Annotated in this window: 9 protein-coding genes; 3 read left to right on the plus strand and 6 right to left on the minus strand. The window is 59.8% G+C overall.

What is annotated here, in order from left to right; translation table 11 throughout:
• Positions 1-95 precede the first annotated feature (95 nt).
• Both P9L99_08280 and P9L99_08285 read right to left on the minus strand, forming a co-directional pair.
• The gene (locus P9L99_08280; protein ID MDP8223341.1) at positions 96-1,670 is read right to left on the minus strand and encodes an FAD-dependent oxidoreductase; all 1,575 of its coding nucleotides are present in this window, start codon (positions 1,668-1,670) and stop codon (positions 96-98) included.
• A complete protein-coding gene (locus tag P9L99_08285; protein MDP8223342.1) occupies positions 1,670-3,298 on the minus strand; it encodes a hypothetical protein in 1,629 nt (542 codons plus the stop codon). The genes P9L99_08280 and P9L99_08285 overlap by 1 nt, the downstream gene beginning before the upstream one ends.
• A gap of 83 nt (positions 3,299-3,381) precedes the next feature.
• Here P9L99_08285 and P9L99_08290 point away from each other — a divergent pair, with 83 nt between their 5' ends.
• Together P9L99_08290 and P9L99_08295 are read left to right on the plus strand one after the other, a co-directional pair.
• On the plus strand, positions 3,382-3,714 hold the full coding sequence (locus tag P9L99_08290; protein MDP8223343.1) for a hypothetical protein: 333 nt from the start codon (positions 3,382-3,384) through the stop codon (positions 3,712-3,714).
• 83 nt (positions 3,715-3,797) lie between these two features.
• Positions 3,798-4,100 carry a hypothetical protein gene (locus P9L99_08295; protein ID MDP8223344.1) on the plus strand — a complete coding sequence of 101 codons (303 nt, stop codon included), beginning with the start codon at positions 3,798-3,800 and terminating at the stop codon, positions 4,098-4,100.
• A 141-nt stretch (positions 4,101-4,241) separates the two neighbouring features.
• On the opposite strand, the gene P9L99_08300 is transcribed toward P9L99_08295, so the two are convergent.
• Positions 4,242-5,600: a hypothetical protein gene (locus P9L99_08300; GenBank protein MDP8223345.1), complete on the minus strand. Its 1,359-nt coding sequence runs from the start codon at positions 5,598-5,600 to the stop codon at positions 4,242-4,244.
• Complete coding sequence (locus P9L99_08305; GenBank protein ID MDP8223346.1) at positions 5,597-7,738, minus strand: cellulase family glycosylhydrolase; 2,142 nt, start codon at positions 7,736-7,738, stop codon at positions 5,597-5,599. The genes P9L99_08300 and P9L99_08305 overlap by 4 nt, the downstream gene beginning before the upstream one ends.
• A gap of 115 nt (positions 7,739-7,853) precedes the next feature.
• On the opposite strand from P9L99_08305, the gene P9L99_08310 reads away from it, so the two are divergent.
• On the plus strand, positions 7,854-9,659 hold the full coding sequence (locus P9L99_08310; protein MDP8223347.1) for a hypothetical protein: 1,806 nt from the start codon (positions 7,854-7,856) through the stop codon (positions 9,657-9,659).
• Positions 9,660-9,710: 51 nt separating this feature from the next.
• Here the strand turns inward: P9L99_08310 and P9L99_08315 are convergent, their stop codons facing one another.
• Together P9L99_08315 and P9L99_08320 are read right to left on the minus strand one after the other, a co-directional pair.
• Positions 9,711-10,100, minus strand: coding sequence for a response regulator (locus P9L99_08315; protein MDP8223348.1), 390 nt, complete (start codon positions 10,098-10,100; stop codon positions 9,711-9,713).
• Positions 10,078-12,609: a PAS domain S-box protein gene (locus tag P9L99_08320; GenBank protein ID MDP8223349.1), complete on the minus strand. Its 2,532-nt coding sequence runs from the start codon at positions 12,607-12,609 to the stop codon at positions 10,078-10,080. The genes P9L99_08315 and P9L99_08320 overlap by 23 nt, the downstream gene beginning before the upstream one ends.
• Positions 12,610-12,828 lie beyond the last annotated feature (219 nt).

Here is a 12,828-nt window from a genome sequence, read left to right on the forward strand (position 1 = left end):
AATTGGGGTGGCCGACGCCTTTTAGCTGCCGCTTGAGTTCCTTGGGAAGCGTCTGTTCATCCTGCTGCACGTCGACCGTACGGAACTTTCGTTCGCTATTTTTGCGCCAACACCGCCTTGATGCCGTCCACGGCGCTCGAAGCGATGCCCCCGGCGTAACCGGAACCCTCGCCGCACACGACCAATCCGCGAGCACCCAAGGCGTGGTAATGCTCGTCACGGGTGAGACGCCACGGGCTGCTGGTGCGCGTCTCCACACCGACCAGCACCGCCCGCCCCCCGGCGAAACCGCGCAGTTGGCGGTCCCAGGACACGAGCGCGTCGGCTATCGCTTCGGCTATGAAAGGCGGAAATATTGCTTTTAGATCAGCAGCTTCCACGCCCGGTCCATAAGAGGTCGGCGGCAAATGCTCGCTGACTTCTCCCATGAGGAAGTCGAGTACCTTCTGCGCCGGGGCCGTGCACGATCCGGCGGTGACCGCTTGGGCCGCGGCCATTTCGATGCGCTCACGAAACTCCAAGCCGGCCAGCGGTTCGTCGCCGAAATCGTTTTCGTCAACCGACACCACAATCGCCGAGTTGGCCCGGATGCCGTCCCGACCCGCCGGGCTGCCGCCGTTGATCACCAAGTGCGCGGTATCGGTGCCGCTGGGCAGTATTTCGCCGCCCGGACACATGCAAAACGAGTACACGCCGCGCCCGTTTTTTGTGCGATGGGTGAGGCGATAGCTCGCCGGGGGCAGTTTTGGGTGCCCGGCGGCGCGACCGTATTGGACTTTGTCGATAAGCTGTTGCGGGTGTTCGATGCGCGCCCCCACGGCGAAGCCCTTGCTCTGAACCGCCACGCCGCGGGCGGCAAGTTTTCGGACGAGATCATCGGCGCTGTGGCCCACGGCCAGCACGATCAGGTCGGATTCAATCTCACTTCCGTCGGCCAAAACGACCCCGTGGGCGCGACCGTCTTCGACCATAATGTCGACTACTTTCGACCGAAAACGGTATTCCACACCTAGTTCGATTAGTGTCTTTCGGAAGCTTACAACGTAATTCGGTAATCGATCGGACCCTAAATGTGGCGCGGTGTCATACAAAATGTGTCCGGGAGCCCCAAAATTAGCGAATTTCTCGTACACATGACGTATCAGCGGGTCGTTTCCGCGGGTGTAGAGCTTGCCGTCACTGTAGGTTCCGGCACCCCCTTCGCCGAAGCAGATGTTGCTCTCCGGATCCAGTTCTCCGGCCTGCACGAGCGCCGCCACGTCTTCATTTCGTTCGTCCACGGGTTTGCCGCGTTCGAGGATCAACGGCGGGGCGCCGGCGCGGGCCAAAAATTCCGCCGCGAACAGGCCGGCCGGGCCACTGCCGACCACCAGCGGCCGGTAAGCTCGTTCCACACGGGGGATGACGAGCGGCTCGCGCGATTCCAACGCCGGGGTGACGTGGGGATCGTCGCGGAAACGGCTGAGGATTTCGCGCTCGTCCTCGCCGATCACTTGCACCGAGTACACCCAGCGGATGCGGCTTTTGTTTCGCGCATCCAAGGACTTACGAAGGATGCGGTAGGCGACCACGCGGCCGGTGGGCACGTCCAGGCGCTTGGCGAGGCGTCGGCGCAGCGATTTTTCCGAGCCGTTGAGCGTTAGGGTCAAGCCGTCGACGCGAATCGGCATCAGCGCACCAGGTACATCAAGACGGTGTCGCCGGAGCGGACTGGTGGGCCGAAGGTTTCGGCGAGCCAGGTTTTGAACGGCTCGCGGCGCGCGTCGTTGAGTTCCAGGAAATGCAGTGCAACGTAGCGAACTCCCAGCTTTTTCAAGTCGTTGCGAAACGCGGGCGCGTCAACGCCGACCAGCGCGGGCAGGTCGAGATCGATCTTGTCGATGGCCGCCAATGCCGGGACCGCGTCGACGGCCGCAGCGGCAAATCCCGGCGGGTAATCCGGAAACGGCTTGGCTGCGAGCACCGGGTGGCGGTGGACGGTTTGGTAGAAGAGGTTGCGGCTGTTAACGTGAAAATCAAGGCTTGCGGGCAGTTCCAACACCGCGCCCGGACCGTGTTCGTGCACCGCGCCGTAGGGCTCGGGGGCGTCGGTTTTAAGGCCCGGATGCGGCACCAAGAAAAATGACACCGCCAGCGCCAGCAGCACCAGCAGCCCGGTAAAACGCCGCTCGCCACGCCCCCCGCCGGTGTCGAGATATTCCAGCACACCGCGCACCGCATGGGCGGCGATCACCGCGACCGCAAGTTGCGAAAGGATCACGAAGCGATACGGCCAGCGCGCCCGCTCCATGCCCGGCAACCACGAAAGCAGTCGATAGGGCCCCGGCAACCCGGTGTCGTGGCCGTACACGTGAATGGACTCGCCGAGGGCGAAGAGGAAAAAGACGCCCGCCGCCACCCACCAGAAAAGCGTATCGCGGCGCCGCTTAGTGACGGTCACACCGACCGCGAGCAGCAACAGGAAATACGGGACGGTGTTGGGATAATTTCGCGCGAAAAAGATCGGCTCCAGCAAGTCCAGATGAGCGCCCACCGCCTGCCAACCGCCCGCGGGTGCGGCGGCGTCGACCTGTCGCGACAACCACAACGCCACCGGTAGCAGCATTGCTGATGCGGCGAGCAACGCGCCGCCGGTAAACCAAAGGGGTCGCTTCGTGCGATCGGAGAACACGGCCCAACCGGCGGCCAGGACGGCGAAAACGAAAACCGCCATGCCGTAGTAGGCGTTCCACAGGGCGGCCAGAAGCAGGGCCGCGGTCATCCATAGGGCGCGGCGCCAACCGGGTTCGTCGCAGGAGCGCACGATCGCCCATGCCGCCAGAGGGACGACGAATACGCCGGCCAGTTCGACGTTGCCGTATGCCGCCTCGGCCAGCACGAACGAACCAACACCGAAGCCGACGGCGGGCGGCAGCGCCGAAGGTAGATCACCCACGACGTGCTGCAAAAACAGGTAAGCGCAAAAGCAATTGAGGAATAGAACCAAGATCAAGCCGACGTTGGCCGCGGCGATGGGGCCTTTCCACCAGGTGATCGGCGCGAGGATGACGGGATAGAGCACATTGCCCAGGTGGGGCCACAGGTTGGCCCCGGCGGGGTCGACCAAGTACGAGAAATCGCCGAGCGAGACCTCCGCGCTGCGCAACGCTTCGGGAACGGCCCAGAGGATCCAAAGGCTGTTGTAGGCGTCGCTTTCGGGCGCGCCGACGGCCACCTCGGTCCAATCCAGGGACGCGGGCAGCGAAAACAGCGCTGCGCAAGCCGCGAACAGCGCAATGGCCAAAACCCAGTGTCGCATTGCCTCTTACCAAGTTGACGTTATGCTTATTTGGTTGGGATGCTAGGTGAAACAAACTGTTTTCGCAATCACGGGAGTGGATGATGAAACGTATCGCGATGATCTTGTTGCTGGCGATTTTCCTGGTCACCGGTTGCGCGTACTACCAAAAGCAGGCGATGCCGGAAAAGCTTTACACAGCCGCGGACATGAAAGCCGAGGGCCTGCAACGGGACGAGTTTTTCACGCAGACCCGCTACGGCTTTCGCTTGCTGACGATTCCCATCAACGTTCCGGAGCCCAATCGAATGATCGCGGCGCTGATCGACGAGCGCCAGGCAAGGGGCGTGACCAATTTGGAAGTGGAATTCAGCGAATTCAACGTGTTGCTTTTCAGCATCCCGAAAATCCGTGTTACGGGGCATTTGGTTAAATGACCGAAAGGTGTCGGCAAAACTTGACGGTAAGCGCCGATATCTGGTATGGAAAGACGAGCTTACACCAGCCGGAGGAATTCGGAATGAAAAAAGTCGCTTTGTTGTGCGCCCTGGCGCTGCTGATGTCGATCGTTTCCCTGGCCGCCGCCGAGGAAACACAAACCGTCGACGTCTTGATTTCGAAATTGGTACGAAACTATGCGTTGTCGACCGAATGGGGCAACATTTATTTCGACAAGGCCGACCTGCACCGGCTGATTGACTCGGCGGCCAAACTGCGCCCCGTTCGCCTCGGCGACTTCCAAACCGACCTGGGTAAGCTCGTGTCGGTTAAAGCGTTGGGATACGACAAGGGCGTCGCCACGCTGCTGATCAAGTCGAAATAGATTCTTCTCGCGAAGTTTTCCCAAAGCGGCCGCCGGTTTCGGCGGCTGCTTTTTTATACGCAGCGCTAAACGGTTTCACGAATCGCGACAGGCGAAAGCCGCCAAGAACCGGCGGCATCGGCTCGGCGTTGCGGCTCCGGTCTAGAAGTGAACTCCCATCAACGCCTGGCCGTAGTAGATGGAATCGGTGGCCTCGGGGTCGATTTCGTTTTTGACCATCGCGCCGGATTTGCCGGGCAGCACGCCGCCACCCAGCACCGTCATGTCCACGATATCGTGATACATGCTCCACACGACCCCGCCGTTGATTTCGGTGCCGACCGTGGCGTCATCGTCCAGGTTCTTGGTTTCCAGGACGCGGCCGTAACCGCCGGAGACGAAAAACTCCAGCGACGGAACCGGCATGGCCGACAAGCGCAGGTCGGCCAGGAAGAGCCCGGCTCGTTGCGCAGCGACGCGTTCGTCGAGGTTGTCATACTGGTCCTGCAGTTCGTTTTCCGAAAGCACGACGGTGCTGCTGCGGGAGAAACCGGAATACGTGAAGCCGGTGTCGAGCAGGTCGTTCTTGTCGCCGTCATCGGCCGAGAAGCCCAGCAGATTTAGACGCCACCCGAAATGCTGCATCATCATGCGGGCGCTCACCTGGGCGGCGTACCCGGCCATGTCGACGTCGCGGTTATCGATGCCGCCGTTTCGGTGGAGCCCCCATTGCCCGGCGATGTCGAAGCTGAGCGCGACCGGTCCGGCGGGGCCGGCGGCGTTGAACGCGGAGGTCAACAGATTCATTTCGCGGCCGATTTCGCTTTTGTCCGTCAGGCCGAAAACAGCCGGGTTCAGCGACCACGATCCGGCCAGCAGGCGGCTCTCCGCCGCGTACACGAACACATCGTTTTCGAAGTTGTTCTGCTCGAATTCCGAAGCGGGCAATTCGGCGGTGGTGTTTTCAAACACGCCATCGGGAATTTGCCCGAAACTCAGGCGCACCCATTGGGCGTCGGCGTCCCACATCCAGCCCAGCGTGACCGCACCGATGTCGCGATCGAGGAAGAGCCGCGTGGGGTCGTTGACGTGCTTGTACCCGGCTTGCACGAACAGGTCGCCGGGCAGTCGGACGCTGCTCCAGATTTCCTTGTGCAGGAAGGTGGGCACGTCGGCCGCGGCAGGGTTGCGCTGCTCGGCGTCGTTGCGACTCCACAGGTTTTCGCCGATCTGCACGGTGTATTGCAGCGTCACTTCCTCGATGGGATTCCACGTCAGCGCGGGCGTCAGCGTGGTGGCGAAGTAGCCGACCGTTTGCTTGTTCTCGTCGTACAGAGCCTTGCCGCGGTCGAAGTCGCGGTCGTTCTGATACAGAAAGAAATTCTTAAAGTCGAGGTGAATCATCGGCACCATCGCGAACATCTTCTCGTCGGCGAGGTTATCTTCCTGCGCGGCGGCGGTCGGCGTGAAGAAGGCGAACAACAAGAACGCGAGTGCGATAAGCGTGATGAAGCGTCTCATGACCGTCCCTCCACAACTTGATCGTCTTTAAAGAAGTAGTTCCAATCTCGGTCGCCGTAATCCTCCCATGGTGGTCGGATGCGAATGGTGTGTGTCGCTTCGGGGTCGTCGTTGGAGGGGAACCAGTACAAGATGTTCCGCGTGGCGTCGTAGTAGCATTTGCCGTCGGAGACGTAGACGTAAAATCCGTCGGGATACTTGCGGCGCGGCACGGTGATTTCAGTCGGCGCGGCGCTTTCCAGGCCGGCCATCTCCATGTTGAATTCCTTGATCGGCGTGGGCACGCCCTCGCGCGGCTCGTAGTAGGCGAGCGGCGAGTTGTACTTGTAGGAAATCAGGCGGCCGGAGGTGAAGCGCGGCGTGACGCGGGTGTACGCATCGTCCGCGCGCGGCGTTTCATCGGCGCCGAGAATCGAAAAGTCTTCTTGGTTCCAGCCTTCGCCCCAAGCCAACCAGTTGTCGGGCGAGTAGCACCACACGGTGCGGTTGATCAGGTTTTCCTCGTGTACCTCGTAGTAGTTGTCCAGGACGGCAGCGGGCACGATGAAATCGGTCGCGACCGCGTCTTCGATGCCGTTGAGATTGAAGTACGTGCCGAATTCACCCAGCAGGACCGGCGGATTGCCCATGCCGAACGCGGCGAGGCCGATCGCGCCGAGGATGAGATCGGTGTAATCGCGGAACATGATTTCGTCGGTCGTGAATTCCCGCGGTTCGGGGTTGTAGGAGAGCACGAAGGGGTAGACGTCGGCGTAGACGTGCGGCGCGAAAACGATTTGCTCCAATCCTTCCGGGTGGCGCATCGGCGTGGCGTAGAAACCGAAAATGCCGGCGGTGTCGTCCGCGCCGAGCGAGCCTTCAACGTACAGCACGGCGTCGGGATCGATTTCCTGAATCGCCTGACCGACCTTGCTGTGGAAGGGTTGCAGGAAGTTGCGGTTGAAATTGAGGCTCAGCGCCAGCACGCCGTCGACGTTGGGCGCGTAGGCGTTGCTTGCGGCGGGGTCGAGGGGGAAGCCGGCGGCGGCGAATTCCTCGGGCGTCCGCGGCAGGTTTTGTTTGGTGAGCAGGAGTCGCCGCAGGTAGCGCAGGTCCTTGGGAGGCATGTTGAGGTTGTGCAGCTTCTCGAGCACAACGTCCACTTGGAATTCAACCTGCGCCTCGGTGAGTTCGCCGTTGGCGGTCATCTTCGCTTCTTGGTAGAGCAGCGCGTTGATCATGAAGGCGATGTACAAGCCCAGTGGCTCGTTCATGATGTCGTAGCCCAGCACGTTGGGGTACTTGCCGATGCGCTCCACCAGCGCGACCCACGCGTTCGCGTAGGAATCCTGCAGGTAGTCCTGCACGTTCTTGCCTTCGACCATGTAGTCCGGATAAATCTCACGCCCGGCGAAAAAGGTGGCAAAGGCGCGGGCGATATCCACCGAGAGAAAATTCGCCACGCCCCAATGCAGCGCGGGAACATCGGTGGTGCGGGTGCGGTCGTCGGCGTCCCACATGGGCAGGCCCCATTGCGAACCGCCGACGTCTTTCTCCGGCAGCGTCAAAGCGACGGCCCAACGCGGCGCGCCGTCTCCCTGGATGACGTTGTTGTATTGCGGCGAGGCGAAGTCATCCAAACCGGGAATCGCTTCCAGGGCGTTGACGCCGGGCGGGTTGGCGTCGACATAGAACTTGCGCATCCAGCGCGAGAAGAGATCCTGGTGCATGTCGATGAGGCAGTAGATTCCGTACTCGTTGGCCTTGGCGACGATTTGCTCGAAATAGTCGAGATACTCTTCGTCGTATTCGCCGCTGGCGAAGGGCTCGATGGCTTCCCAGATCGTCAACAAACGAATGGTGTTGAAGCCCATGTCGCGCAACTGTTGGAAGTTCTTGTCCGCTTCTTCAAGCGGGAAGGGCTTGCCGACATACGAGATGGGGTCGAGCTTAGCGGGGTACTTGCTGGCGCAACTGACATTGGTGCCGTGCACGAGCAGGTAGCGACCTTCGGCATCGCGGAGATACGTTTTGTCGGTGTGGATACGGGTTATGCTCGCCGCCGCTTGGTCGTCGAGGTCGAAACCGTCGTCCGCGCAGCCGGAGATGAGCATTACCAAAACCAAAAAACCAAAAACGATTAAACTTTTTTGCCGCATGGAAGGCCTCCTCGACGCCGGCGCTGACGGCCCGCGTCCTTTGCTCGGATTACGGCTTGGCAAGAACGAACAATGGTGTAGCATAGAGCGGCGTTTTTGGGAAGGAGGCTTACCTATGCGGCGGATATGTATTGTCTTTTTGATTATCTGCTCTCTTTTGTTCGTTGTTGGATGCGCCAAGGACGAGGACGATTCTGACGACGGCGGCGATGACATCGTCACCGACGATGACGATACTTCCGAACCGCCCGACTATACCGAGCCATGGAACGAGGACCTACCGACCGCGACGGTAAATATTGTATCGCCGGCGCCGGGCGCGTTCATCGACGCATCGCAAGTCGTCGTGCAAGGCAGCGTGACCGGCTCCGATGCGGATCAAGTGTTGATCAACGGCGAGGCGGTCGACGTCAACGCGGGCGCGTTTCAAGCGACGGTCGCATTTGAGACCGGCGAACCTGTGTTGCCGATTTACGTGGCCACATCTCCCGAGGCCGATGTCTTCGGCGCCGACAAGATCGTCGTCGTGCAGGGCGTGGGCCTGGACCGGGCGGAGACGGCCGCGGACGCATTCTTCCTGACCTTGGGCGACGACGCGCTGGCCGTGGTGGGCGCGTTGATCAGCGAGTTGCTGAGCGACCTGGACCTCATGCCGGTGATTGAGCCGCTCAACCCCATCGTCGATTCCGAAACACTCACGGTGGAAATCACCAGCGCGGCGATCGACGGAGCGACCTTCAACGCGGCGTTTCTGGAAACGGGGCTGGGCTTCCAGGGCGCGTTGACCGACGTGGTATTCGGCCTGCGGGCGACCATCGGTGCGTTGCCGCTCGAATTCGAAATGACCGTCGGCTCCTTCAACTTCCAAGGGCTGGCCGACTTGCTGGTCGAGGACGGCGCGGCGACGGTGAGCATCACCGATTTCGATCTGAGCCACGAAGACCTGACCGTCGAAGGCATCCTGCCGGCGGGGATCGTCGAACTTATTCTGGGCGTCGTGGAAGGCGCGGTGGAAGGCCTGATCAGCGACACGTTGCCCGGCGCGTTGGAAGACATTCTGGCGGCGCTGGAAATCCAGACGACCTTGATCGGCTTCGACTTGGAACTCGCGCTGACCACCATCGACGTCGGCGCCGGGGCGTTGATCGCCGGTTTCGACCTCAATGCTTACTTGACCGATCCGCCGCTCGACTTGCCGTGGCCGGGCTCATCGCGTTTCACGGACGGTGATCCGCCCAACTTCCTGGCCGGACGGCCACAGGCGGCGACGGATTTCGGTTTCGGATTTTCTCTGGGTGACGACATCCTCAACAAGGTGATGTTGGGCGTGGCCGACAGCGGCCTGCTGGAGTTGGCCCTGGGCGCGGCGGGCACTCAGCCGGATGTGATCGAGCTGGAACTCAACGCGGGCACGCTGGCGATCATCTTCCCCGCTCTGGGCAGTGTCGATCCGGAAACGACGGCCAGCCTGGTGCTGACGCCGATGGCCGTACCGGTGGCGGTGCCGGGTGCCGACGGCAGTCTCGCGCTGCGGATCCCCGATTGGCGCATGGACGTGTACCTGCATCCGGAAGGCGAGGCCGCATGGCGCGCGATGGGGCTCAGTTTCGACCTGGTATTTGCGCTGGACGCCGACCCTGACGAGGCCGGCAAGCTGGTCGTTTCACTGCCCGCGCTGATGTTCGACGTGCGGTACCTCTACAATCCAGTATCCGACGCCTCGCCGGTGTTGGACCTGCTTACGACTTGGGTGCCGGATCTGCTCGGCGGCCTGATCAATTTGGTGCTTGGCGAGTTGCCCATTGGCCTGCCGGAGATTGCCGGTGTCGGATTGGAAGCGCTGTATTGGAACACGGACGGTGCGAACAGCGACTACTGGACGGCGTACTTCGGAATGACCTACACACCGCCGGAATTCTAGAACCAACCAGCGACGCAGCGACGAAGGCCGGGTCTTGGGGCTCGGCCTTTTTTATGACGTTCTTTTATCGCCAAGCAATTCCGTCACTTTTGTGATGAATTCACGTCGGTCGATCGGCTTGCTAAGCGTGCAGCTTATGCCGAGGTGCTTCGCCCAGTTCAACACCTCCGCCGCGCGGTTGAATTTGCCGCCGCCGGAAATGGCTATGATCGGTGTATCGACTTTTTGATCGACGCGCAGCTTGAGGATCACTTCCATCCCGTCCATATCGGGCATGAGAATGTCGGTCACGATCAAGTCGAACTTCCTGGTCTCACACCAATGCACAGCTTCCTTGGCGTCGGTGGCGGTCACGACATCATCGTAGCCCGCGAGGTCGAGGTATTGGAGCAGGACTTCGGCCATTTGCGGGTCGTCGTCAATGATGAGGATGGCCGGCATTCAAATTCTCCTTTGCGGCAGTTAAAATATCTCGGATCGTTTTCGCGATCGTCACAGTGGCAAACGGTTTGTGTAGAAAACCCACATTCGGCGATGCTTCAATGGCTGCCAGAACCTCCGGTTTTTCGAAGGCGCTGACAATGAGAATCGGCAACTGCGGACTGTGCCGGTGCACGATGCGGCTTAGCTCGATGCCGGAAAGATCCGACATCACCTGGTCGGTGATAAGCAAGTCAAAAGCTTCCGGTTCGGCTTCCAGACGTCGCGCCGCTTCATTTCCTTTGAGACAGGACGTCACCGAATACCCGAGCCGTTCCAGGTTCATGGACATGGACTCGACAACCGAAGGCTCGTCGTCGACCAGCAGAATGTGTCCGGTTCCGCGCGGCGCCTCTTCTCCGTGGTCCGCTTCGACGATTTCACACGCTTCGATCAGCGGGAGGTAGACGTGAAACGAGGTTCCCTTTCCGAGTTCACTTCCCACGACAACGTGCCCGCCACATGCCTGCACGATGCCGTGCACGACCGCCAATCCCATGCCGCATCCTTGACCGATGGCTTTGGTTGAGAAAAAGGGTTCGAAGACCCGCTGTTTCGTTTCTTCGTCCATTCCGGCGCCCGTGTCGCGTACCGACAGGCGGCAGTATCTGCCGTCCGGCAACTCGGCCGGGAGCGGATCGGACAGGTCGCACGGCCGCAGCGAGACGGTCAAACGGCCGCCGGTGTCGGCCATGGCTTCGTAGGCGTTGATGCACAAGTTGAACAGCACCTGGTGGATTTCGGTGGTATCGGCGATCACGAAGCCGTCTTCCAGTTGCATGTCCCGTTTGACGCGAATCGTTGCCGGGAAATAACCGGTAAGCAATTCCATGGCTTCTGCGACGGTTTTTTGCAGCGGCAGGGGGCGTCGCTCGGATACGACACGGCGGCTGAAGATCATCATTTTATCGACCAAGTCGCCGGCGCGTTTGGTGGCGGCAAGGATCTGCTGTTGGCAACGAAGCAACCGCGGGCTTTCCGCGAGTTCCTCTGAAACTTCGGCAAAGCCCTTGATCACCGAGAGCACGGTGTTGAAATCATGCGCGATCCCGCTGGCCATCGTGCTCAGCGCCTCGAGCTTCTGCATTTCCTGAATTTGGGCGCGCATTGACTCTTGTTGTGCGGCCAAATTCTGCTGCTCCGTGATGTCCTCATACATCACCACGATGTTGGCCAACTCGCCGGCTTCGTCCATGATCGGAAACGCCACGACGCGCAACCACAGCGGCACGTCGGGAATTTCTTGCGATTCGCCGGGATAAACTAGACGCGGGTTATAAAAAAAGCCGTCGCTGATGCGTACGGTCTTCCCTTCGCGCAACGCGAGCAATTTCGGCGCTAAGCCGACTTTCTCCGCGATCGGATCTTCGAAAAGCCTCCAGTCGAAATCGGGGCCCGGGGAGAATCCGAACAACTTTACGAACGCCTCATTGACGCTTTGAATATGACCGTCGCGATCCATCACGGCGATGCCGTAAGGATTGAGTTCAATGATAGCGTCGAGAAACTTGTGCTTGCTAGCAATCCGCTTTTCAATTTTCTTGCGGTCGGTAATGTCTTCATGCATCGCGACGACCGTCGTCACCGAACCTTCTCGGCTGCTCACTCCGAATATCGTAACGTGCAAGAAGCGGGTTTCGTCCGGCACATCCACGGCCAATTCCTGCAGATCGGTGAGTTTGGCCGGGTTGAAACTTATCTCGGTTTCCATGTGCGCGATTTCACCGCCGAAGATTTTTTTCAATTGCGACGCCAACGCCGGGTCCTGAAGCGTTGGGTCGTCGAACATCGTCCAATTCGCCGGCGGCTCCGGCCGACGACCGTTGAAAAACAAGTCATAGAACTTCGCGTTGGCGAACAGAAACCGCCCTTTTCTGTCGTGGACCACAATGGAGTAGGGGTTTCGTTCGATGAAATTACGCGTCAGTTCCTCTTGTCTAAGGAGTTTGTTTTCGACGCGCCGTCGTCCCGTTTCCTGCCTGACGCTCTCGGACACATCAAGATGGATGACCACGAAATGTCGCGTTTGGCCGGCGGCGTCATAGTCGACGAACAGCATGGTTCGCAACCACAGATCATGGTCGGGTGCCCCTTCAAGATGCGGATTGGCCTCGGCGATATTGTACGGATACTCCCCGAGGTCGACAAAAGATTCCCGACGAGCAATCAAATCGCGTATCACGTTGGTGATACCCAACGCGTTGATCGCTTCATCTTCGAAGAAGTTGTAATCCTGCGGTGGGAGTCGGCCGAAAAAAGCCTCTGTTGCCTTGTTGGACATGATGTGATGCCCGTCGGCCGAATACAGTTGGACGGGCCACGGGAAATGTTCGAAAACGGAAACAAGTAATTGCCGGCCGATTAGCTCGGACCATGGGGCGGTTGCCTGCGCTGCAATTTGCGATTCCAATTCGGCGACGCGCTGTCGTAAGCGGGCAATCTCGGTTGCTGGGTTGTTATCAGTTGTCATTTATTTTTCGATTTCACCAATTAAATCGCGATCCAATGAGTGCAGAAGGGCTTTTCCATAAGGCTGAAACAGAAAGGATACCAACCTGATAATAATAACATCTTTACAATGATGCAGCAACAAAAGCCGAAAGGCGGAAAAGTGCCCGTAGAAATAATGTTTCCGCGTTTGTATACAAAAAAGGCCGTCGCCCCGAGGAACGACGGCCTTTCGCGTTCG

The sequence above is a fragment of the Candidatus Lernaella stagnicola genome (assembly GCA_030765525.1).
Taxonomy (GTDB): domain Bacteria; phylum Lernaellota; class Lernaellaia; order Lernaellales; family Lernaellaceae; genus Lernaella; species Lernaella stagnicola.

Coding starts and splice junctions, on each gene's coding strand:
- P9L99_08285 (MDP8223342.1), bottom strand. CDS start 3,298: ATGCGACACTGGGTTTTGGCCATTGCGCTGTTCGCGGCTTGCGCAGCG.
- P9L99_08300 (MDP8223345.1), bottom strand. CDS start 5,600: ATGAGACGCTTCATCACGCTTATCGCACTCGCGTTCTTGTTGTTCGCC.
- P9L99_08305 (MDP8223346.1), bottom strand. CDS start 7,738: ATGCGGCAAAAAAGTTTAATCGTTTTTGGTTTTTTGGTTTTGGTAATG.
- P9L99_08315 (MDP8223348.1), bottom strand. CDS start 10,100: ATGCCGGCCATCCTCATCATTGACGACGACCCGCAAATGGCCGAAGTC.
- P9L99_08280 (MDP8223341.1), bottom strand. CDS start 1,670: ATGCCGATTCGCGTCGACGGCTTGACCCTAACGCTCAACGGCTCGGAA.
- P9L99_08310 (MDP8223347.1), top strand. CDS start 7,854: ATGCGGCGGATATGTATTGTCTTTTTGATTATCTGCTCTCTTTTGTTC.
- P9L99_08295 (MDP8223344.1), top strand. CDS start 3,798: ATGAAAAAAGTCGCTTTGTTGTGCGCCCTGGCGCTGCTGATGTCGATC.
- P9L99_08320 (MDP8223349.1), bottom strand. CDS start 12,609: ATGACAACTGATAACAACCCAGCAACCGAGATTGCCCGCTTACGACAG.
- P9L99_08290 (MDP8223343.1), top strand. CDS start 3,382: ATGAAACGTATCGCGATGATCTTGTTGCTGGCGATTTTCCTGGTCACC.